At 72.3% G+C, this 21476-nt stretch carries 21 protein-coding genes; 13 read left to right on the top strand and 8 right to left on the bottom strand.

Annotation, left to right across the window (positions count from 1 at the left end; genetic code table 11):
• Window positions 1–38: 38 nt before the first annotated feature.
• The 5 genes from ACQP09_RS04480 to ACQP09_RS04460 form a co-directional block, all read right to left on the bottom strand.
• Window positions 39–1391 (bottom strand): cryptochrome/photolyase family protein, encoded by a 1353-nt coding sequence (locus ACQP09_RS04480; protein ID WP_433406487.1) that lies wholly within the window; start codon window positions 1389–1391, stop codon window positions 39–41.
• Window positions 1392–1429: 38 nt separating this feature from the next.
• Window positions 1430–2182 (bottom strand): anti-sigma factor, encoded by a 753-nt coding sequence (locus ACQP09_RS04475; protein ID WP_433396162.1) that lies wholly within the window; start codon window positions 2180–2182, stop codon window positions 1430–1432.
• Window positions 2179–2787 carry a sigma-70 family RNA polymerase sigma factor gene (locus ACQP09_RS04470; RefSeq protein WP_432147763.1) on the bottom strand — a complete coding sequence of 203 codons (609 nt, stop codon included), beginning with the start codon at window positions 2785–2787 and terminating at the stop codon, window positions 2179–2181. The genes ACQP09_RS04475 and ACQP09_RS04470 overlap by 4 nt, the downstream gene beginning before the upstream one ends.
• 195 nt (window positions 2788–2982) lie before the next feature.
• Complete coding sequence (locus ACQP09_RS04465) at window positions 2983–3834, bottom strand: siderophore-interacting protein (RefSeq protein ID WP_433396159.1); 852 nt, start codon at window positions 3832–3834, stop codon at window positions 2983–2985.
• Window positions 3835–3960: 126 nt separating this feature from the next.
• On the bottom strand, window positions 3961–4869 hold the full coding sequence (locus tag ACQP09_RS04460; protein WP_433406486.1) for a 5'-3' exonuclease: 909 nt from the start codon (window positions 4867–4869) through the stop codon (window positions 3961–3963).
• Window positions 4870–5163: 294 nt separating this feature from the next.
• Here ACQP09_RS04460 and ACQP09_RS04455 point away from each other — a divergent pair, with 294 nt between their 5' ends.
• The 4 genes from ACQP09_RS04455 to ACQP09_RS04440 all read left to right on the top strand — a co-directional run bounded on the left by ACQP09_RS04455 (window position 5164) and on the right by ACQP09_RS04440 (window position 10369).
• Window positions 5164–6318 carry a quaternary amine ABC transporter ATP-binding protein gene (locus ACQP09_RS04455; RefSeq protein ID WP_433396157.1) on the top strand — a complete coding sequence of 385 codons (1155 nt, stop codon included), beginning with the start codon at window positions 5164–5166 and terminating at the stop codon, window positions 6316–6318.
• The gene (locus tag ACQP09_RS04450; protein WP_433396156.1) at window positions 6311–8935 is read left to right on the top strand and encodes an ABC transporter permease/substrate binding protein; all 2625 of its coding nucleotides are present in this window, start codon (window positions 6311–6313) and stop codon (window positions 8933–8935) included. The genes ACQP09_RS04455 and ACQP09_RS04450 overlap by 8 nt, the downstream gene beginning before the upstream one ends.
• A 162-nt stretch (window positions 8936–9097) precedes the next feature.
• Window positions 9098–9643: a helix-turn-helix domain-containing protein gene (locus ACQP09_RS04445; protein ID WP_433396154.1), complete on the top strand. Its 546-nt coding sequence runs from the start codon at window positions 9098–9100 to the stop codon at window positions 9641–9643.
• 15 nt (window positions 9644–9658) lie between these two features.
• Window positions 9659–10369, top strand: a complete 711-nt coding sequence (locus ACQP09_RS04440) for a helical backbone metal receptor (RefSeq protein ID WP_433396152.1) — start codon at window positions 9659–9661, stop codon at window positions 10367–10369.
• Here the strand turns inward: ACQP09_RS04440 and ACQP09_RS04435 are convergent.
• Entirely contained in the window at window positions 10308–11486 is a 1179-nt protein-coding gene (locus ACQP09_RS04435; RefSeq protein ID WP_433396151.1) for a TDT family transporter, read from the bottom strand. The two genes, ACQP09_RS04440 and ACQP09_RS04435, sit on opposite strands and share 62 nt — an antisense overlap.
• Window positions 11487–11556: 70 nt before the next feature.
• Between ACQP09_RS04435 and ACQP09_RS04430 the strand changes: the two genes are divergently transcribed.
• Window positions 11557–12504, top strand: a complete 948-nt coding sequence (locus ACQP09_RS04430; RefSeq protein ID WP_433396149.1) for a LysR family transcriptional regulator — start codon at window positions 11557–11559, stop codon at window positions 12502–12504.
• A gap of 40 nt (window positions 12505–12544) precedes the next feature.
• Entirely contained in the window at window positions 12545–13489 is a 945-nt protein-coding gene (locus ACQP09_RS04425) for a DUF2510 domain-containing protein (protein WP_433396147.1), read from the top strand.
• Between the two features lie 18 nt (window positions 13490–13507).
• On the opposite strand, the gene ACQP09_RS04420 is transcribed toward ACQP09_RS04425, so the two are convergent.
• Complete coding sequence (locus ACQP09_RS04420; RefSeq protein WP_433396145.1) at window positions 13508–14710, bottom strand: amino acid deaminase/aldolase; 1203 nt, start codon at window positions 14708–14710, stop codon at window positions 13508–13510.
• A 745-nt stretch (window positions 14711–15455) separates the two neighbouring features.
• On the opposite strand from ACQP09_RS04420, the gene ACQP09_RS04415 reads away from it, so the two are divergent.
• Genes ACQP09_RS04415 through ACQP09_RS04405 form a run of 3 tightly spaced genes read left to right on the top strand, consistent with a single transcriptional unit; the run spans window position 15456 to window position 18201 of the window.
• Window positions 15456–16247: a hypothetical protein gene (locus tag ACQP09_RS04415; RefSeq protein ID WP_433396143.1), complete on the top strand. Its 792-nt coding sequence runs from the start codon at window positions 15456–15458 to the stop codon at window positions 16245–16247.
• Window positions 16244–17428: a type VII secretion-associated serine protease mycosin gene (mycP, locus tag ACQP09_RS04410; protein ID WP_433396141.1), complete on the top strand. Its 1185-nt coding sequence runs from the start codon at window positions 16244–16246 to the stop codon at window positions 17426–17428. The genes ACQP09_RS04415 and mycP overlap by 4 nt, the downstream gene beginning before the upstream one ends.
• Window positions 17429–17472: 44 nt before the next feature.
• Window positions 17473–18201, top strand: coding sequence for an SseB family protein (locus ACQP09_RS04405; protein ID WP_433396139.1), 729 nt, complete (start codon window positions 17473–17475; stop codon window positions 18199–18201).
• A gap of 70 nt (window positions 18202–18271) precedes the next feature.
• Here the strand turns inward: ACQP09_RS04405 and ACQP09_RS04400 are convergent, their stop codons facing one another.
• Window positions 18272–18637 carry a DUF1844 domain-containing protein gene (locus tag ACQP09_RS04400; RefSeq protein WP_073881883.1) on the bottom strand — a complete coding sequence of 122 codons (366 nt, stop codon included), beginning with the start codon at window positions 18635–18637 and terminating at the stop codon, window positions 18272–18274.
• Between the two features lie 387 nt (window positions 18638–19024).
• Between ACQP09_RS04400 and infC the strand changes: the two genes are divergently transcribed.
• The 4 genes from infC (at window position 19025) to ACQP09_RS04380 (ending at window position 21433) form a co-directional block, all read left to right on the top strand.
• Window positions 19025–19666: a translation initiation factor IF-3 gene (gene infC, locus ACQP09_RS04395; RefSeq protein WP_404068570.1), complete on the top strand. Its 642-nt coding sequence runs from the start codon at window positions 19025–19027 to the stop codon at window positions 19664–19666.
• Window positions 19667–19786: 120 nt separating this feature from the next.
• Window positions 19787–19981, top strand: coding sequence for a 50S ribosomal protein L35 (rpmI, locus tag ACQP09_RS04390; RefSeq protein ID WP_003970213.1), 195 nt, complete (start codon window positions 19787–19789; stop codon window positions 19979–19981).
• Between the two features lie 107 nt (window positions 19982–20088).
• Window positions 20089–20472 (top strand): 50S ribosomal protein L20, encoded by a 384-nt coding sequence (gene rplT, locus ACQP09_RS04385; RefSeq protein ID WP_003970214.1) that lies wholly within the window; start codon window positions 20089–20091, stop codon window positions 20470–20472.
• Window positions 20473–20587: 115 nt separating this feature from the next.
• On the top strand, window positions 20588–21433 hold the full coding sequence (locus tag ACQP09_RS04380) for a TrmH family RNA methyltransferase (RefSeq protein ID WP_433396137.1): 846 nt from the start codon (window positions 20588–20590) through the stop codon (window positions 21431–21433).
• The last annotated feature ends 43 nt before the right edge of the window (window positions 21434–21476 follow it).

Here is a 21476-nt window from a genome sequence, read left to right as displayed (position 1 = left end):
GCCCGTACACACCTCGTGTACGGGCCCCGACCGGTTTCTCAGTCCAGTCCGCGCGCCTTCTCGAACCGCGCCCGCGCCTCGCCGAGGTCGACCACCGGCGCCGGATAGTCCAGCCCGTCCACCTTCCACGGCTCGTGGACGGCGGACCCCTTCACCTCCGCCAGCTCCGGAACCCACCGGCGTACGTAATCGCCGCGCGGGTCGTAGCGCTTCGCCTGGGTCACCGGGTTGAGGACCCGGTTGGGCCGGGTGTCGGTGCCGGTGCCCGCGACCCACTGCCAATTGAGCTGGTTGTTGGCGATGTCGCCGTCCACCAGCAGCTCCAGGAAGTGCCGTGCGCCGACGCGCCAGTCCACGTACAGCGTCTTGGTGAGGAAGCTCGCGGCCAGCAGCCGGCCCCGGTTGTGCATCCATCCCTCGTGCACCAGCTGCCGCATCGCCGCGTCCACCACCGGATAGCCGGTGTGCCCGGTCTTCCAGGCGGTGATCTCGTCCTCGTCCGAGCGCCAGCGGTCCCGGCGCGGCCGGTAGTCGGACCAGGAGGCGTCGTGGCGGCCCGCCAGGACCTGGTGGTGGAAGTCGCGCCAGGCCAGCTGCCGGACGAACGCCTCGCCGCCGGGACCGCCCTTCTCCTGCGCGCGGGTGGCCAGTTCGGCGGCGGAGACCGTACCGAAGTGGAGGTGCGGCGAGAGCCGGGAGGTGGCGTCGCCGGCGAGGTCGTCGTGGCCGTCCGCGTAGTCGGCCAGGTCGCCGTTGAGCCAGGACGTCACCAGTTTCCGGCCCGCCTGCTCGCCGCCGTCCGCGAGACCGGGCGAGACGCCCTCGACCTGGTCCCGGTCCGGCAGGTCGTCCGAGGAGAGACCGCCGTCCGGCAGCCGGACCGTGCGGGGCGCGCTCAGTGTGCCCCGTACCCCCGCCGCCTCCCAACGGCGGAAGTACGGGGTGAACACCGCGAAGTGGTCCTTGCCCGCCGGGACCACCCGGCCCGGAGCGAGCGCGGTGACCACCGCGTCATGGATGCGCAGCTCACAGCCGCTGTCCGCCAGGGCGGTACGCAGCTGCTCCTCACGCCGTGCCGCGTACCCGCTCACCCCGGCGGCCATGTGCACCGCCCCGGCCCCGGTCTCCTCGACCAGCCGGCGCACCTCCTTGGCCACCGAGCCCGTACGGACGACGAGCCGGCCGCCCCGTTTCCGTAGCCCGGCATCCAGGTCCGCCAGGCAGTCGGCGAGGAACGCGAGCCGGTTGGGGGCGTCGAACCCGGCCCGGTGGACGGCGTCGTCCCGGACGAAGAGCGGGACGACCCGGTCCGCGTCCCGCAGGGCGGAACGCAGTACCGGGTTGTCGTGCAGACGCAGATCGGAGGTGAACAGCACCACCGCGACGTTCATGGAACGCATGCTCCTTGCAGACGGGGGCAGATGAGAGGTCAGGCGGCCGGGAAGTCCATCAGCGCCACCGGGTCGGAGGTCGGCTCGGCCGATCCGCCCGTCGGCTCGACCGTGATGCCCATCCCCGTCGCCCGGTCCACGGGCCCGTCCAGCAGCACCGCGTCATCGCTCGCCGAAGGGTCCATCAGACCGGCCGAGCGCATGGTGCCCTCGTCGTTGAACCAGATCTGGTACACCTTGCCGCTCGGCGGCCGCTCCATCCCGGAAGCCAGGAAGACCGCCCGGTTCTCCTGCTGCGAGACGACGACCGTGCCGCGCGCGCCGCCGGTCAGCTCGCCGGAGCTGGTCTTCGCGTCCGGCGCGGAGAGCACCTGGGCCAGCTGCTCGTTCTGCTGGTGGGCCCGGTTCGCCTCCTGGCGGGCGTCCTGCGCCACCTGGTTCTGCCACACCGCCACTCCGCCGAAGGCGGCCGCCGCCGCGATGCAGGCGGCGAGCGCGAAGGCCGACCAGCGGCCGGTGCGGCCACCGCCGCCCGTCCGTCCCGGCCTGCCGTGCGACGGCGTCTCCTGGCGTACGGTCGTGATCTCCGCCAGCACCCTCGCGCGCAGCTCGCGCGGCGGGGACTCGGCGACGGCGAGCCCGAGCCGGGCGGCCGTGGCCGACAGCTCCCGCACCTCCTGGGTGCAGGCCTCGCAGTCGCCGAGATGCCGTTCGAACTCGCGGCGCTCGTCCTCCGGCAGCGCATGCAGGGCATAGGCCCCGGTCAACGTGTGCAGATCGGCCGTGGTCATGCGCTCACCCCCAGGCAGTCGCGCAGCCGGATGAGGCCGTCGCGGAGTCGTGTCTTGATGGTGCCCAGCGGCACAGTGAGGAGCTCTGCCACCTCACGGTAAGTCAGGCCCTGGTAGTAGGCCAGGGTGACGGACTGGCGCTGGAGTTCGGACAGCGTCCGCAGACAGCGGCGTACCTGCTCTCTCTCCAGCCGTGTCTCCACCTGTTCGGAGACCTCGTCGAAGGCGGGCGTCCGGTCCAGGAGCGCCGCCTTGTGCTCGCGCGCCGCCGACGCCTCGGCCGAGCGGACCCGGTCGACGGCCCGGTGGTGCGCCAGGGTCAGCACCCAGTTCATCGCGCTGCCCCGGGAGGCCTGGAAGCGGGGGGCGGTACGCCACACCTCCACCAGCACCTCCTGGGCGACCTCCTCCGACTGGGCCGGATCGCGGAGCACACTGCGTACGAGGCCGAGCACGGGCCCGGAGACCGCGTCGTACACCTTGGCGAACGCGTCCTGGTCCCCGCGCGCGACCCGCACCAGGAGCTCCTGCAAGTCAGGCTCCGGCGAGGGCACCCCGCTCATCTGTACGGCTTGGTTCACGCGGGTTTCCTCCCGGGACGTCATCGCTTCCGGGAATGGTTCGGAGCCGACGGCCGTGCGGATTGGTCCAGTGCCCGCGATCTTTCCAGAATCTGTCCCGTCCGGCCGTGCGACGCAGCGGCGCGATTCAGCCGCGCTCGCTCATCCGGTGACGTACGGACTTCGCCCACCGCCGGGACCGACGGTGGGCGAAGTCCGGGACGCCTGCGGACGCGGGGCCTACGCGGCCGCTGCCGGGCCCTCCTGCTCGCGCTCCACCTGCTCGTTCCACTCGCGCTTGACCGCGCGCCAGGCGTCGTCGTTCTGGCCGAGGCGCCAGTAGCCGGAGATCGACAGCTGGGTGAGCGGGATCTGCCGCTCCACGCGCAGGTAGCGGCGGATCTCCTTCACGAAGCCCGCCTCGCCGTGCACGAACGCCTGGATCTCGCCCTCCGGGAAGTCCAGCCCCTTCACGGCCGCGGTCACCAGCTCGCCGACGGGCCGGTCGCCGCGGTGCAGCCAGGTCACCTCCACGCCGTCGGGCGTCACGATCTTCTGCTCCTCGGAGGCGTCCGGCACCTCGACGAAGGCGTGCACCAGGGCGCCCGCCGACATCTGCTCCAGCGACGCGGCGATCGCCGGCAGCGCGCTCTCGTCGCCGGCCAGGAGGTGCCAGCCGGCCGAGGCCTGCGGTCCGTAACCGCCGCCGGGGCCGAGGAAGGTGACCTGCTCGCCGACCTGGGCGCGCTGCGCCCACGGGCCCGCGAGGCCCTCGTCGCCGTGGACGACGAAGTCGACCGCCATCTCCCGGGCGACCGGGTCCCACGAGCGGATCGTGTACGTACGGGTCGTGGGCCACAGCTCGCGCGGGTGGCTCTCGCGGATGGCGGCGATGTCGAACGGGTGCGCGTAGTCGGCGCCCTCGGGCGCGAAGCACAGCTTGATGTAGTGGTCGGTGAAGCCCTCGAGGGAGAAGTCGGCGAGCCCCTCGCCGCCGAGGACCACACGCACCATGTGCGGGGTGATCTGCTCGGTGCGCACGACCTGCGCCCCCTGGGCCTTGGGTCCTTGCCGGGCCGGCCGCTCTGCCACGAGGTACTCCCTGGATTGTGACGTACGGGCCCGCTCGTCGGTGGACGGGCGCGCACGGCATACGTATCGGCGCACGGGGCCGGACACTTCCGGCCCCGATGACTTAGGTATGCCTAAGTTAACACCTCAGGCCCGGAGTGTGGTGAGGAGCCGCTGAAGCGCCCCGCCCAGCCCCCACTGCTCGGCAAGCGCTTCCAGTGCGGCCGGGTCGCGCGGCTCGCGGGGCAGTGCCGGGTCGAAGTCGGGCAGCGGCACGTCCTGGGCCACCCGCACGACCTTCGGCGCGACCGCCACGTAGTCCCGCGCCTCGTTCAGCCGCTTGCGCTGCGAGGGGGTGAGCTTCGCCTGGGGGTCGTCCACCGCCGCCATGATCCCGGCCAGGTCCCCGTACGCGTCCAGCAGCTTGGCCGCCGTCTTCTCGCCGATGCCGGGCACGCCCGGGAGCCCGTCGCTCGGGTCGCCGCGGAGGAGGGCCAGGTCCACATAGCCCGGCCCGTCCACCCCGTACTTCTCGCGGAGCCACGCCTCGTCGGTCAGCTGGAGTATGCCGACGCCCCTGAGGGGATAGAGCACCCGCACCTGCCGGGCGTCGTCGACCAGCTGATAGAGGTCGCGGTCGCCCGTCACGATGTCCACCGGCCCGGTCGCCCGGGCGGTGAGCGTGCCGATCACGTCGTCCGCCTCGTAGGGCGTGACGCCGACCCGGGCGATCCCCAGCGCGGCCAGCACGTCCTCGATGATCGGGACCTGCGGCGAGAGGGTGTCGGGGACCTCCTCCTCGTCGGTCTGCCCGGCCGGCGTCTCCTCGGCCACCCGGTGCGCCTTGTACGTCGGGATCAGGTCCACCCGCCACTGCGGGCGCCAGTCGTTGTCCCAGCAGGCGACCAGCTCGTCCGGCCGGTGGTCCTGCACCAGGCGGGCGATGAAGTCGAGGAGGCCGCGCGCGGCGTTGACCGGCGTCCCGTCCGGCGCGCGCACCGAGTCGGGGACGCCGAAGTAGGCGCGGAAGTAGAGAGAAGCGGTGTCGAGGAGCATCAGGCGTCGCGTCACTCAACCGATGATGCCCCACGCCACTGACAGTCGCCGTCGATGGCTCCCGGTGACCGGGGCGTACGCCTGTAGTGACCTGGAACACACTTCCGTTTGGTCTGTGTAAGTACGGGCAGGCGCGCCATCGGAGCGGACCACGTCGCATTTTCAACTAGTGCATGTGCCATGCGGGCCGAAACCGCACCGCTCCACGGTCTGCCGGCGGGGGTGGCAGACCGTTTTTTCAGTTCGACCCGTGAGGTGTATGTGTCCAGGCTGCAAGCCGAGAACTTGTACAAAGTGTTCGGCCGACGACCCGAAGAAGCCGTCCGGAAGCTGGAGGGCGGCGCGGACCGCGACGAACTCCGCGCCGACGGAACGACCGCAGCGGTCATCGACGCCTCCTTCACGGTGGAGCCGGGCCAGATCTTCGTGGTCATGGGCCTCTCCGGCTCCGGCAAGTCCACGCTGCTGCGGATGCTCAACGGACTGCTCGAACCGACCGCCGGACGCGTGCTCTTCGACGACCAGGACCTGACCGCCCTGGCCCCCCGCGACCTGCGGAACGTGCGCTCCACCAAGATCAGCATGGTCTTCCAGCACTTCGCGCTCTTCCCCCATCGCAGCGTCCTGGACAACGCCGCGTACGGCCTGGAGGTCCAGGGCGTCCCCCGCGCCGAGCGGATCAGGCGGGCCACCGAGGCCCTGGAGCTGACCGGCCTCGCCGGCTGGGAGAACTCCTGGCCCGACGAGCTCTCCGGCGGTATGCAGCAGCGCGTCGGCCTCGCCCGCGCCCTGGCCACCGACGCCGACCTGCTCCTCATGGACGAGTCCTTCAGCGCGCTCGACCCGCTGATCCGGCGCGACATGCAGGACCAGCTCCTGGAGCTCCAGAAGCGGCTGAAGAAGACCATCGTCTTCATCACCCACGACCTCAACGAGGCCATGCGCCTCGGCGACCGGATCGCCGTGATGCGCGACGGCAGGATCGTCCAGCTCGGCACCGCCGAGGACATCCTCGTCACCCCGGCCAACGACTACGTCGCCTCCTTCACCCAGGACGTCGACCGCTCCCGGGTCCTCACCGCGGGCGCCATCATGGCCGAACCGCACACCGTCATGGGCTCCACCACGACCGACGGCAAGGAGCTGCGCACCCCGCAGGACGTCCTCGCCGCGGCCCCCGCCACGGTCACGGAGTCCACGCCGATCATCGAGCTGTTCACCCCCTGCTCGCAGAGCGCGGACCCGGTGGCCGTCACCGACGCCAAGGGCAAGCTCGTCGGCGTCGTTCCCAGCTCCCGGCTGCTCGCCGTGCTCGGCGACCCGATGACGCCCACCGAGGCCCTCAAGGACACCGAGGCCCTCAAGGACTCCGGGACGTCCAAGGACTCCGTGGCACCGTCCAAGACGCTCTCCGACAACGATGCCGTGAAGAAGGTGGCCAGTGTTTAGGCTCCCTCTCGGCGAATGGGTCGACTCCGCCGTCGACTGGCTCCAGACCCACCTCGCCTGGCTCTTCGAGGCCATCAGCTCCGTCGTCAGCTCCATGTTCGACGGCATAGCCGCCGTCCTCTCCGCGCCGCACCCGCTCCTCTTCGCGGGCATCGTCGCGATCATCGCCTGGTGGCTGCGCGGCCTGCCCGCCGGGCTGCTGGCCTTCGTCGGATTCGCCCTCATCGACTCCGTCGAGCTGTGGGCCGAGGCGATGGACACCCTCACCCTGGTGCTCGTCGCCACTCTGGTCACGCTGCTCATCGCCGTACCGCTCGGCATCTGGGCCTCCCGGTCCAAGACCGTCAGCGCGGTGGTCCGGCCGGTCCTGGACTTCATGCAGACCATGCCCGCCATGGTCTACCTGATCCCCGGCGTCATCTTCTTCGGCGTCGGCGTGGTCCCCGGCATCATCGCCACCATCATCTTCGCGCTGCCCCCGGGCGTCCGGATGACCGAACTCGGCATCCGCCAGGTCGACGGCGAACTCGTCGAGGCGGCCGAGGCCTTCGGCACCACCTCGCGCAACACCCTGCTCCGCATCCAGCTGCCGCTCGCCCTCCCCACGATCATGGCGGGCATCAACCAGGTCATCATGCTGGGCCTGTCCATGGTCGTCATCGCGGGCATGGTCGGCGGCGGTGGCCTCGGTGGCTCCGTCTACCGCGCCATCGGCAACATCGACGTCGGCCTCGGCTTCGAAGCGGGCATCTCCATCGTCATCCTCGCCATGTACCTGGACCGGATGACCGGCGCGCTCGGCCGCGAGGTCTCCCCGCTGGGCCGCCGCGCCGCCGCCAAGGCGCAGGCCTCCGTCGAAGGCTGGAAGATCTGGGCCTACCGCCCGCAGCCCGTCGTCGCGGTCGCCGGCATCGTGGCCCTCGCGCTCGTCGCGGGCGGCATGGGCATCTTCGGCGGCTCCGCCAAGAACACCGCATCCGGCGCGGACGCGCAGGTCGGCGACGGCAAGAAGATCTCCATCGGCTACATCCCGTGGGACGAGGGCATCGCCTCCACCTTCCTCTGGAAGGAGATGCTGGAGCAGCGCGGTTACGAGGTCGACGTCAAGCAGTACGAGGCCGGCGCGCTCTACACCGGCATGGCCAACGGCCAGATCGACTTCCAGACCGACTCCTGGCTCCCCACCACCCACGCCAGCTACTGGAAGAAGTACCAGGACCGCCTGGAGGACATGGGCGCCTGGTACGCCCCCACCTCGCTGGAGCTCGCGGTCCCCGCGTACATGAAGGACGTCCGGTCCATGGAGGACCTGAAGGGCCGGGCCTCCGAGTTCAAGGGCCGGATCGTCGGCATCGAGCCGAGCGCCGGTGAGATGGGCCTGCTCAAGGACAAGCTCCTGCCGGGCTACGGCCTGGACAAGGAGTACAAGCTCATCGACGGCTCCACGCCGTCCATGCTGGCCGAGCTGAAGCGCGCGTACGCCAAGAAGGAACCGATCGTCGTTCCGCTCTGGTCGCCGCACTGGGCGTACAACGACTTCGACCTCACCAAGCTCAAGGACCCCAAGGGCCTCTGGGGCAAGGGCGACGGCATCCACACCCTGGCGCGCAAGGGCTTCACCGAGGAGAACCCCACGGTCGCCAAGTGGCTCAAGGACTTCAAGATGAGCGAGGAGCAGCTCACCAGCCTTGAGGCCGAGATCCAGAAGGCCGGCTCCGGCAAGGAGCAGGACGCCGTCCGCACCTGGCTCAAGGACAACCCGGGCGTCGCCGACAAGTGGTCCCCGGCCCCGAAGGACGCCCAGGCGGCCGGCGGTGACGACGAGCGCAAGCGCCCGGTCGAGGTCGCCTGGTTCCCCTGGGAGGAGGACATCGCCGCCACGTACCTGTGGAAGGCGGTCCTGGAGGAGCGCGGCTACAAGATCAACCTCAAGCAGTTCGAGGTCGGCCCGATGTACGCCGCCATGTCGCGCGGCCAGATCGACGTGCAGTTCGACGGCTGGCTGCCGTACACCCAGAAGAACTACTGGGACAAGTACGGCGACAAGCTCTCCAACCTCGGTTCCTGGTACGGGCCGACCTCCATCGAGGTCGCCGTCCCCGACTACGTCAAGGACGTCAAGACGCTCGACGACCTCAAGGGCAAGGGCGGCGACTTCAAGAACCGGATCGTCGGCATCGAGCCCGGCACCGCCACCATGGAGAACCTCAAGACGAACGTCCTGCCGAGTTACGGCCTGGACAAGGAGTACAAGGTTCTCGACTCCTCCACGCCCGGCATGCTCGCCGAGCTGAAGCGGGCGTACGCCAAGAAGGAGCCCATCGCCGTCCTGCTCTGGACCCCGCACTGGGCGTACAACGAGTACGGCATGACCAAGCTGAAGGACCCCAAGAAGACGTTCGGTGACGGCGACCGGCTGCACACCATCGCCTCCAAGGAGTTCCCGAAGCAGTACCCGCAGCTCACCAAGTGGTTCAAGAACTTCAAGCTCGACGAGAAGCAGCTCGGCGGCCTGGAGAACGAGATCCAGAAGCACGGCGCGGGCCACGAGGAGGAAGCCGTGAAGGCCTGGATGGACGAAAATCCAGGCATCGCGGACACCATGGCACCTCAGTAGGGGTTCCGGAACGCGAAAAGCGCAGGTGAGGGGTGGGTGCCGCCGTCGGGCGGGGCCCACCCCTTCCGGCTGTCCCGGGGGCCGATAACCGGACGTCTCGCGCAACCATGTGCGTAAGGTGCTGGCAGCCGGGAGGATGGCTGAGGCGGGAGGGAGCCGTTCATGGACGACAAGGACACACCGCGGGTGGGTGCCGCGGTCCGCCGTCGGCGCCGCACCCTGGGCCTCACGCTGGCCGCGGTCGCCGAGCGCAGCGGGCTCTCCGTGCCCTTCCTCAGCCAGATCGAGAACGAGCGCGCCCGCCCCAGCGCCCGCTCCCTCGACCGGGTCGCCGAGGCGCTGGAGACCACCACCTCACGGCTGCGGGCCGCCGCCGACTCGGCGCGCGCGGTCGATGTCGTACGAGGAGCGGAAGGCGACGGCGTACGCCGGGTGGTGCGCGGACGCCACCAGCTCAGCGCCCTGGAGTTCACCGGCGAACAGGACCTCGGGCGCGAGTTCCAGCACCGCAACGACGAGCTGATGTACGTCGTCGAGGGCGCCGCCGAGGTCGAGGCGGAGGGCCAGGCGTACCGGCTGGAGCGCGGCGACACCCTGTTCCTCTCCGGCGGCGTACGGCACCGCTGGCGCGCCACCCTGCCCGGCACCCGGCTCCTGCTGGTCGCGGTGGCGGAGCACATCGACGCCACGTACGACTCGCGCCGCTGAGGGCCGGGGTCACCGGTGCGTGTCGTCTCCCTGGTCCCCTCCCTCACCGAGGCGGTCGCCGTCACCGCCCCCGGGCTGCTCGTCGGCGTCACCGACTGGTGCACCCACCCCGAAGGCCTCACCGCCGCCCGGATCGGCGGCACGAAGAACCCGGACGTGGCCGCCGTCGCCGCCCTCGCGCCGGACCTCGTCATCGCCAACGAGGAGGAGAACCGCGCCCCGGACCTCGCCGCACTCCGAGCCGCCGGACTCGACGTCCTGGTCACCGAGATCCGCACCCTGGACCAGGCCTTCACCGAGCTGGACCGGGTCCTCACCACCGGCTGCGGCCTGACCCGCCCCCGCTGGCTCGACGAGGCCGAGGAGGCCTGGGTGGACATCCCCGCCCCCTCCGCGAGCCCGCGCCCCGCTGTTGTACCGATCTGGCGCAGGCCCTGGATGGTGCTCGGCCGCGACACCTTCGCCGGTGACCTGCTGGCCCGCCTCGGGGTGCGCAACGTGTACGCGGACCACGCCGACCGCTACCCGCGCATCCCGCTCGACGAGCTGAACGCGTCCGGTGCCGAGCTGGTGGTCCTGCCGGACGAGCCCTACCGCTTCACCGCCGACGACGGGCCCGAGGCCTTCCCCGCCCTGCCCGCCGCCCTCGTCGACGGCCGCCTGCTCACCTGGTACGGGCCGTCCCTGCTGCGGGCGGCACAGGAGCTGCCGTCAGCGCTCCGCTGACCACCCCGCGTACGGTCCGCGCCCCGGCGACCAGCCACGCCGCCACCAGGAACACGTACAGCGCCACCGCCAGCCAGATCAGCGCGTCCAGGCCGGTGTGCCGGGCCAGACCCGCCGCGCCCGTCACGCACGTCCCTACAGGGAACGTGAACGCCCACCACGTCATCGCGAACCCCATACCGTCACGCGTCGCCCTTATGACCATCGCCCCGGCCAGCGCCAGCCACAGCAACGCGAACCCCATCACCGGCACCCCATAGAGCACCGCGAACGCCCCGAACGCCGAGGCATAGGGCCCCGCCACCGCCCCAGGAGCCGCGTCGGCCAGCTGGTTGACAGCGGTCGTCGACTGCCCCAGCGGTCCCAGCACCAGAAAGAGCGTCGGCGTCAGCGCGAGCGGCAGCGGACCGTGGTGGACGAGCCGGGCGAAGACCAGCGGCAGCACCACCAGCGTGGCCAGCAGGGACAGCCCGAACATCGCGTAACAGGCCAGCAGCAGCGCCTCCCGCCCCTGCCCGGCCGCCACGTACGGCACCAGCAGGGCGCCTTGCGAGGCCGAGACCATCGGGGCGACCAGCGGCAGCAGCCAGACGGGTGACGCGGTGCCGGGCGCCGGACGGTGGCGTACGACCATCAGGTACGGCACCACGACGGCGGCCACCACACCGATCACCGTCCCCGCGACGAACAGCACCACGTCCACCGCCAGCGCCGCCCGTACGCCGACGACGTCCGCGCCCACCGTCAGCGTGGCCCCGCCGACCGCCAGCAGCGCCATGGAGAGGCACCCGTAGAACGGCGCGACCGCTGGGTCCAGGAGATGCGCGCGGGCCTGGTCGCGGTGGTGGAGCCAGTGGCCGGCCCGCGCGGCGAGGACGGTGGCGAGCAGCACGGCCGACAGCGCCCACACCACCGTGCACGCGCCGCGCAGACCGGGCACGTCCACCGGGAGCGCCGCTCCGGCGCTCGCCACGATCGCGGTGCCCATGACGCTCGCGTACCAGTTCGGGCCGATGTGCCGCAGGGACGGCAGCCGCCGCACGACCGGCCGCGGGCCCGGCCACGCGTCCTGGCGGGGGAGCGGTTCGACGGTCCTGGTCTGCGGAAAGATGGCCATGCCACGATTCTTCGCGCGCCCGGCTCCGCCCACCAGGGACCCCGTTCCTATGAGGTCATAAGCTGGCTTTATGCCCAGTGACGACCAAGCCCTCCGCGCCCCCCTCTCCCACCGGGTCCCCGACCTGGGAGCGCTGGAGCTGCTGCTCGCCGTCGCCCGGCACGGCAGCCTCGGGCGGGCTGCCAAGGACGTCGGCATCACCCAGCCCGCCGCCTCCAGCCGCATCCGCTCCATGGAACGGCAGCTCGGCGTCGCCCTGCTCGACCGCTCCCCGCGCGGCTCCCGGCTCACCGACGCGGGCGCGCTGGTCACCGACTGGGCGCGCCGGGTGGTCGAGGCGGCCGAGGCGTTCGACGCGGGGGCGCAGGCGCTGCGCGACCGGCGGGACTCCCGGCTGCGGGTCGCGGCCAGCATGACGATCGCCGAGTACCTGCTGCCGGGCTGGCTGATCGCGCTGCGCGCGGAGCGCCCGGACACCGCCGTCTCGCTCCTCGTCGGCAACTCGGCGGATGTGGCCCGCCGCCTGGTCACCGGCGAGGCCGACCTGGGCTTCGTGGAGGGCCTGTCGATACCGGAGGGCCTGGACGGCACCGTCATCGCCCACGACCGCCTGGTCGTCGTGGTCGCCCCCAGCCATGCCTGGGCCCGCCGCCGCACCCCGCTGCTCCCGGACGAACTGGCCGCCACCCCGCTGATCCTCCGCGAGCGCGGCTCCGGCACCCGGCAGGTTCTGGACGCGGCCCTCGCCGTCCACGGCGGCCTCGCGCAGCCGCTGCTGGAACTCTCCTCCACGACCGCCGTGAAGGGCGCGGCGGAGAGCGGCGCCGGACCCTGTGTCCTGAGCGAACTGGCCCTCGGCGAGGAGCTGTCCGCCCGCCGCCTGGTCAAGATCCCGGTCGCCGGCGTACGGCTGCGCCGCCAGCTGCGGGCCGTCTGGCCGGCGGGCCACCGACCCACCGGCCCCGCCCGCGACCTGCTCTCCCGCACCGGGCGGTCCACCGGCGCCCCGACTCCGTAACCGCTTCGAACACGTTGTGAACGCCGCCTAGAGTGGCCCCATGAGCTTCGCGACGCCGCCCGGCTGGTACCCGGACGCCGGGACACCCGGCACCGACCGCTGGTGGGACGGCACGGCCTGGACCGCGCACACCCGCCCGTCCGCCGCCGCCGCACCGCACGAGCCGGTGCACCAGCCGTACGCACCCCAGGCGTTCGGCCCGCCGGTCCCGCCTCCGGCCCCCCGAAGCGGCAGCCGTACGCGCGTCCTGGCGATCACCCTCTCCGGCCTGCTGGTCCTGGGCGCGGCCGTCACCGCCGCCGTGCTGCTGGGCCCCGACGACAGCGGTACGCGAGCGGCCCCGGGACCCACCGCCTCCGACCCGGCCCCCACCGCGCCGGCCACCTCCCCGACGCCCTCGCCGGAGGACAGCCCGGACGGCGACCCCGGTGTCCTCGTCGACCAGCTCAACGGGATCACGCTGGAGGTGCCCGACGGCTGGGAGAAGGCGGACAACACCTCCGACGACGCCCCCACCATCCGTACCGCCGTCTCCTACGACTGCCCCGGCGCCTCCTCCTTCTGCTACCGGGGCACCGTCTCGACCCGCTCCGCCCGGGCCGGCCAGAGTGACCCGAAGGCCAGCGCGGAGGCCGACATCACCACCGCCGCCGACAAGGCCTACGGGGAGGACGTCCTAGGTCAGAGCACCCATGGCGGGATCACGTCCCACCAGGTGCTCAAGGCGCAGCCGGTGGCGGTCGCCGGGCGTACCGGATACCTGGTGCGCTGGCGGGTCGTCACCGGGAAGGGCCCCGGCGGTGTGGTGCAGTCCGTGGCCTTCCCGTCGACGGTGGGCACCGAGACACCGGTGATCGTCCGGCTCGCCTTCGACGCGGACCGGCCGGAGCTGCCGGTCTCGCTGATGGACACGATCACGCGGTCGATCCGGCCGATCGGGGACAGCGCGACGAGCGGCGGCGTGGGTGCGTCGATCGGCCCCTGAACACGCGCGAGCAGGGGCTCAGAGGAAGGTCTTCCCCTCGCCCCGGTACGTCGGAACGGTCGCCGTGATCCGGTCGCCCTCGATCAGCTGCAGCGCGTCGAACCGCTCGCACAACTCACCGGCCTTCGCATGCCGGAACCACACCTTGTCGCCGATCAGCAGATCGTCGGCGGGCGAACCGAGCAGCGGCGTCTGGACCTCGCCTGCGCCCTCCTGCGGGTCGTAGCGCAGCCCTTCCGGGAGGTACGGAACCGGCGACCGGTCCGCGCCGGCCGCGCCCGAGGCCGGGTAGCCGCCGCCGAGCACCGTCACCACGCCCACGCCCGGCCGGCGCACCACGGGCTGCGCGAACAGGGCCGCCGGGCGGGCGGAGAACGACGTGTAGTTGTCGAAGAGGCGCGGCACGTACAGCCCCGAACCCGCCGCGATCTCCGTCACCGCGGCCTCGGCCGCCGTGTGCTGCACACTGCCGGTGCCGCCGCCGTTGACGAACTCCAGCTCCGGCGCGACCGCGCGGACGGCCCGCACCACCTCGGCGCGCCGGGCCGCCAGCTCCTTACGGGCCGTGGCCTGCATCAGCCGGATCGCCCGGGACCGCAGCGGCCGTCCCACCAGCGCGTCACCGACCCCGGCGACATGACCTTCGTACGCCATCAGCCCCACCAGCCGGAACCCCGGCCTGCGCGCCACCGAACGGGCCAGCTCGGCGAGTTGGGCGGGGGAGCGGAGCGGCGAACGGAGCGCCCCGATCCGGATCCGGCCGCCCAGCAGCCGGAGCGAGGTGTCCAGCTCCAGGCAGACCCGGATCTCCTCCTGCCCACCGGCCCGGGAGGCGTCGATCAGCTCCAGCTGGGAGGGGTCGTCCACCATCACCGTCACCGCGGCGGCCAGCTTCGGATCGGCGGCCAGCTCCGCGAAGGCGGCCCGGTCGGCGGACGGATAGGCCAGCAGTACGTCGTCGAATCCGGCCCGCGCCAGCCAGAGCGACTCCGCCAGCGTGAACGACATGATCCCGGCGAACCCGGGCCGCGCGAGCACCCGCTCCAGCAGCGCCCGGCACCGCACGGACTTGCTCGCCACGCGGATCGGCTTCCCGCCGGCTCTGGCCACCAGATCGGCGGCGTTGTCGTCGAAGGCGTCCAGATCGACGATCGCGAGCGGGGCATCGAGATGGGCGGTGGCCCGGTTGTACCGGGTCCGGTCAGCGGCGCGGGCAGTCATGGCCGCAGCTTGCCAGAGAGCCGCTACGGCTGGGTAGGGGACGTTCGGTGCAGATCCGCCGAGGCCGGACGTCCCGTTCCCCGCCGTACGCCCGTAGCCCGTAGAGTGACGGACACGCGAGCACCAACGCGCCTGGCGGTGGCGGTGATCCGTGGTCGGTACGGGACGTGAACCAGGGGGCCGGATGAGTACCGAAGCGCGACGCGCTCCCGTGCCACCCCGCCCGACGACCCCACCGGCCCCGTCTGTCCCGCCGCCCCCTTCCCGGGCTCCTCGCGCTCCGGGCACGCAGCAGCAGGCTCCAGGCACGCAGCAGGTATCGGGCGCGCAGCAGAATCCGGGCACCCCGCAGGCGTCGGGTACCCCGCAGGCTCCGGGCACCTCTTCCGCCCCGGTGGCCCCGTGTGCCCCGCAGGCACCGGACACCCCCGCAGCACCGGTGCCCACACAGAACCCGCGCTCCTCCCAGGCGCCCTCAGCCCCACCCGTACCACCGAACACGGCGGCCCCGGCGGCCCCCGCAGCCCCACGCCCCTCCCCAGCACCCTCCGCCCCACCGGCCCCCGAGGCACCCCCCGCCCCCGCAGCCACCCCTTACCCCACCCACCCCGGCCCGCCCCCCGCCTTCACCACCCGGCGCAGGCCGGTAGGGGCCGTCGACCTCACCCCGGCGCCGGGTTCGGGCGGCCCCCCGCCCCCCGGGGCGTACCCCGTCCCCGCCCGCTACGGCTACCCCGAGACGCCCGTGGAGACCACCACCCGGCTCCGGCCTGTCCCGACGGTCCGGCAGCGGTGGCGTGCGGCGACCGCCGCCGCCTGCGTCGTCCTCGGGCTCGGGCTCATCGGCGGGGCCGTCACCGGGGCCTGGCTGACCGGGGACTCCTCCGCCGAACCCACCCGGACCGCGTACACCGAAGGCCGTACCGTCTGGCACAGCGTCCCCGTCGACACGCTCTTCCCGAGCACGCTCAAGGGCACCGGCGCCGGGCCCGGCGGGACCAACCGCACCTGGACCCGGCTCTCCGTCGCCGCCGACAGCGACTGCTCCCAGGGGCTCGACCCGCTGCTCCGCACCACCCTCCGGTCTGTCGGTTGCGAGCGGATGGTGCGGGCCACCTACACCGACTCGACCCGCTCCGCCGTCACCACCGTCGGCATGGTCGTCACCGAGGCCGACGCGGCCGGGATGCAGGCCCTGAGCACGCGGTTCACCGAGCAGCAGCTCGCCGCGCGCAAGGACCTGATGCCCCGTACGTACGCTCCCGAAGGCACCCTCGCCGCCGGCTTCGGCGACCGGCAGCGGGCCAGCTGGACCGTCCGGCCGCTCACCGAGATCCCGGTCGTCGTCTTCGCCGTCTCCGGCTTCGCCGACGCGCGTACGGTCGCCGAGCCGCAGCCCGCCGACGCGGCGACGCGGACGCCCGCCACCACGGACATCGCCCAGGCCGGCCTCGGCCACGAGGTCAAGGGCATCGCGGACCGGGTGGAGCGAGGGCTGCGCAAGACCGTCACCGAGCTCGTGGAGCCGCCCGCATGACCCGACGACGACCCCACCGCGTCCTCGCCGCGGTCTGCGCCGCCGCCGTCCTCGCGCTCACCCCCGCGGCCCCCGCGCACGCCGACGCCATCCGCGACCAGCAGTGGGCCCTCGCCGCCCTGCACACCGACCGCGCCTGGCAGACGACGAAGGGCGCGGGCGTCACCGTCGCGGTCCTGGACACCGGCGTGGACGGCTCCCACCCCGACCTCGTGGACCAGGTGCTTCCCGGCAAGGACCTCGTCGGCTTCGGCGCCTCGCAGGGCGACTCCTCCTGGGCCCTGCACGGCACCGCCATGGCCGGGATCATCGCCGGACACGGCAACGGCCCCGGCCGCACCGACGGCGTCCTCGGCATCGCGCCCGAGGTCAAGATCCTCCCGGTCCGCGTCATCCTGGAGTCCAAGGACCCCGCCCGCGCCAAGGCCCGCAAGACCCGTGGCACCGCACTCGCCCAGGGCATCCGCTGGGCCGCCGACAACGGCGCCGACGTCATCAACCTCTCCCTCGGCGACGACAGCGAGTCCGCCCACCCGGACCCGGGCGAGGACTCCGCCATCCAGTACGCCCTCTCCAAAGGCATCTCCGTGGTCGCCTCGGCCGGCAACGGCGGCGAGAAGGGGGACCGGATCTCCTACCCGGCCGCCTACCCGGGCGTGATCGCGGTCGCCGCCGTCGACGAGTACGGCACCCACGCCGCCTTCTCCACCCGCCGCTGGTACGCCACCGTCAGCGCGCCTGGTGTCGACATCGTCGTCGCCAACCCGGACGGCCACTACTACATCGAGTGGGGTACGTCGGCGGCCGCCGCGTTCGTCTCCGGCGCTGTCGCCCTGGTCCGCGCCGCCCACCCCGGCCTCGACCCCGCCCAGATCAAGAAGCTCCTCGCCGACACCGCCCGCGACGCCCCCGCCGAGGGCCGCGACGACGCCCGCGGCTACGGCATCGTCGACCCGGCGGAGGCCATCGAGGCGGGCTCCCGGCTCCGCCCCGGCGACATCGGCGCCCAGACCGCCACGGCGGGCCACCGCAAGAAGTACTTCGGCCCCGGCCCGACCCCGCCGCCCGCCGCCGACGCCCCGGTCAACTGGGCGGCCCCGCTCGCGGGCGGCCTCGGCGCGGCCCTCCTGGCGGCGGCGGTCATCCTCTGGCGCGGCCGGAACACCGCCGGCCGCCGCTGAACCCCAGGCTCAGCGCCCACGCCTCCAGGCACTACCCTCGACCCGTGGCGCTCAAGAACATCCCGGACTCCGGTTTCTCCGACGACGACGGCTCGGCCTCTCCCGTCCTGACCAGCGCACTCGACGCCTGGTCGCGCGACCGGACCGCCGTCGGCCCGGTCCTGGCGGCACTCCGCGAGGCCCGCCTCCTCGTTCCCGTCGTCGCCATCCTCGGTGAGGTGGAGGAGGACGAGAACGGCTTGCGGCGTGAGAAGACCAGCGACATGGCCGTCCCCACCCTCAAGGCCGGTGACCGGCGCGCGCTGCCCGCCTTCACCTCGACCGACTCGCTGGCCCGCTGGGACCCCGAGGCCCGGCCCGTCGCCGTACCGCTGCACCAGGCCCTCCAGGCCGCCGCGCACGAGAAGGCCGACACCGTGGTGCTGGACCTCGCCGGGCCCGTCGCCTTCGAGCTGAGCGGCCAGGCGCTCCTGGCGCTGGCGGAGAACCGCACCAGCACCGACCCGCTCCAGGACCCCGCGGTGATCGAAGCCGTACGGGAGGCCGTCGCCGCCGAACCCGCCGTGCTCCGCGCCCACCTCGGCCCGGGCCGGGCCGACGGCACCCTCGCCCTGGTCCTCGCCCCGGACGCGGTCCCCGCCGAGGCGGCCCGCCGGGTGGCCGAGGTGCTCTCCGGCAGCGAGGTGCTCCGGGCCCGGCTGGTCGGCGGGCTGGACCTGGCGCTGCTGCCGGCCGGAGCCGACGCACCGGGCGAGCCGCTGTTCCGCCGCTGAGGCCGGACACGCGAGAGCCCGCCGCCCCACGAGGGGGAGGCGGGCTCACGTACGTACGAGAAGAAGGTGTCTAGCCGTAGACCGGGCCCGTGTACTTCTCGCCCGGACCCTGGCCCGGCTCGTCCGGCACCAGTGAGGCCTCGCGGAAGGCGAGCTGGAGCGACTTCAGGCCGTCCCGCAGCGGCGAGGCGTGGAAGGTGCTGATCTCCGTGGTGGAGGCGTCCAGCAGTCCGGCCAGGGCGTGGACCAGCTTGCGGGCCTCGTCCAGGTCCTTGTGGTCCTCGCCCTCCTCGGTGAGGCCGAGCTTCACCGCCGCCGCGCTCATCAGGTTGACGGCGACCGTCACGATGACCTCGACGGCCGGGACCTCCGCGATGTCGCGGGCCATGGCGTCGAAGCCGGGGTTCTCACTGCTGGTGGGGGTCGCGTCGCTCATGCCCACACGATAAGGCCCGGCATCGGCGGCCCCGCCCCCGGGAGCCTTACGGACGCACGATTAGCGCCCCCGCGACCGGGCTGCTAACCTTGTGTAACGACCGGCCGGACACCTATGTGCCCGGCCCACAAGTGGAGGCTCCGATCTCCCACCTGACCGTCCTCACGGACGGCGGGTCACCGGTCAGGCGGTCCCCATCGTTCCGTACGGACGATGGAGCCGCCCGATGCGCCCCGCGGTTGACCGCGGCGGTGCTCCGGTACTTCCAGGAGCCCCGCCTGTGTCCCGTCCGGGGCATTTTTGCGCTTCCGGCTCGGTTGGTCTTGACGTCACACACGTTACGCGGCTGTCCGCCAGGCGGTCGCGTGGTGCTACCGAGGAGGATCCATCAGCGCCGAGCCCCGCATCAACGACCGGATTCGCGTTCCCGAGGTCCGACTTGTCGGTCCCAGCGGCGAGCAGGTCGGGATTGTTCCGCTTGCCAAGGCCCTGGAACTCGCACAGGAGTACGACCTCGACCTGGTCGAGGTGGCGGCGACAGCCCGTCCGCCCGTGTGCAAGCTCATGGACTACGGGAAGTTCAAGTACGAGTCGGCCATGAAGGCCCGTGAGGCGCGCAAGAACCAGGCGCACACGGTCATCAAGGAGATGAAGCTCCGGCCGAAGATCGACCCGCACGACTATGACACCAAGAAGGGTCACGTCGTCCGGTTCCTCAAGCAGGGCGACAAGGTCAAGATCACGATCATGTTCCGTGGTCGTGAGCAGTCCCGCCCGGAGCTGGGCTTCCGACTGCTCCAGCGTCTCGCTTCGGACGTGGAGGACCTGGGCTTCATCGAGTCCAACCCGAAGCAGGACGGCCGGAACATGATCATGGTTCTGGGCCCGCACAAGAAGAAGACCGAAGCCATGGCCGAGGCCCGCGAGGCTCAGGCCGCCCGCAAGGCGGAGCGTCAGGGCGGTACGCCCGACGCCGCGCCCGAAGGCGACAACGCCGAGGCTCCGGCCGACACACCTTCCGAGGCGTGACCTTCGGGGGTCGCCATCCAGGCGCCCCCGGGTCACTCCGGAACCCCATAGAGATCTGACGCCCCTGCAGTCCGGTGCCCGCACCGTGAGGGGCGCCACTGACGAGGAGAGAACGGCGCGATGCCGAAGAACAAGACGCACAGCGGTGCCAGCAAGCGCTTCAAGATCACCGGCTCCGGCAAGGTGCTCCGCGAGAGGGCCGGCAAGCGCCACCTGCTCGAGCACAAGTCGTCCAAGAAGACCCGCTCGCTGACCGGCACGGTCGTCGTGGCTCCGGCCGACGCCAAGAAGATCAAGAAGCTTCTCGGCAAGTGAGGCCCGGCCTCCGGCTCACGCCGGAGGCGCGACCTCGATCACACCGGGACCAATTCGTTTCCGGGCCGTGTGAAGACACCCACGGCCCCGCTACAAGGAGTTAACAAGTGGCACGCGTCAAGCGGGCAGTCAACGCCCACAAGAAGCGCCGGGCGATCCTCGAGGCCGCCAGCGGCTACCGCGGTCAGCGCTCGCGTCTGTACCGCAAGGCCAAGGAGCAGGTCACCCACTCCCTGGTCTACAACTACAACGACCGCAAGAAGCGCAAGGGCGACTTCCGTCAGCTGTGGATCCAGCGCATCAACGCCGCTGCCCGCCAGAACGGCATGACGTACAACCGCCTCATCCAGGGTCTGAAGGCCGCCAACATCGAGGTGGACCGCAAGATCCTGGCCGAGCTCGCGGTCAACGACGCCAACGCGTTCGCCGCTCTCGTCGAGGTCGCTCAGAAGGCCCTCCCGAGCGACGTCAACGCCCCGAAGGCCGCCTGATCCAGGCACCGCTTTCTCGGTACGTGAACCGGACCCGCAGGCGCACGCCGTCTGCGGGTCCGGTGCGTTGCCGCCGAACCCCCACCGCCGTACGCAGAGAGGCTCGCCGCCGACCATGGGCACCCCCGAACTGATCTCCCCGCGCTCCCCGCGCGTCGCCGCCGCCCGCCGGCTGGCCCGCCGCAACTTCCGCGGCAAGGAGCGCAGGTTCATCGCCGAGGGGCCCCAGGCCGTACGTGAGGCCGCCGCCCACCGGGGCGGGGACGGCGAGCCGACGCTCATCGAGCTGTTCGCGACCCCCGAGGCCGCCGACCGGTACGCCGACATCGTCGCCGCCGCCCACGCCGCCGGGGCCCGGATCCACCTGGCCGGGGACGACGTCCTGGCCGACGTCTCGCAGACCGTCACCCCGCAGGGCCTGATCGGGGTCTGCCGCTTCCTGGACTCGCCGTTCCAGGAGATCCTGGACGCGAAGCCGACCCTGGTGGCCGTTCTGGCCAACGTCCGCGATCCCGGGAACGCCGGTACGGTACTGCGCTGCGCCGACGCGGCCGGCGCCGACGCCGTGGTGCTGACCGACGCCTCCGTCGACCTGTACAACCCCAAGTCCGTACGGGCGTCCGTCGGTTCGCTCTTCCACCTGCCCGTCGCCGTCGGCGTCCCCGTCGAGCAGGCCGTGCAGGGGCTCCGGGACGCCGGAGTGCGGATCCTCGCCGCCGACGGGGCCGGTGACGACGACCTGGACGACGAGCTGGACGCGGGCACCATGGGCGGGCCCACCGCCTGGGTCTTCGGCAACGAGGCGTGGGGGCTGCCCGAGGAGACCCGGGCGCTCGCCGACGCCGTCGTCCGCGTCCCGATCCACGGCAAGGCGGAGAGCCTCAACCTGGCGACCGCCGCCGCCGTCTGCCTCTACGCCTCCGCCCGCGCCCAGCGCCCGCGCCGCGCCCCCGACGCGTAACCGCACGCCGTCCGACGGTCCGTCACCGATCGGTCCCAGCCAT

Origin of the sequence: Streptomyces sp. CA-146814, assembly GCF_050942385.1 — a bacterium.
GTDB lineage: Bacteria > Actinomycetota > Actinomycetes > Streptomycetales > Streptomycetaceae > Streptomyces.
Note: the sequence above shows the minus strand (reverse complement) of the source record. Positions and strands in the feature narration are given on the sequence as shown.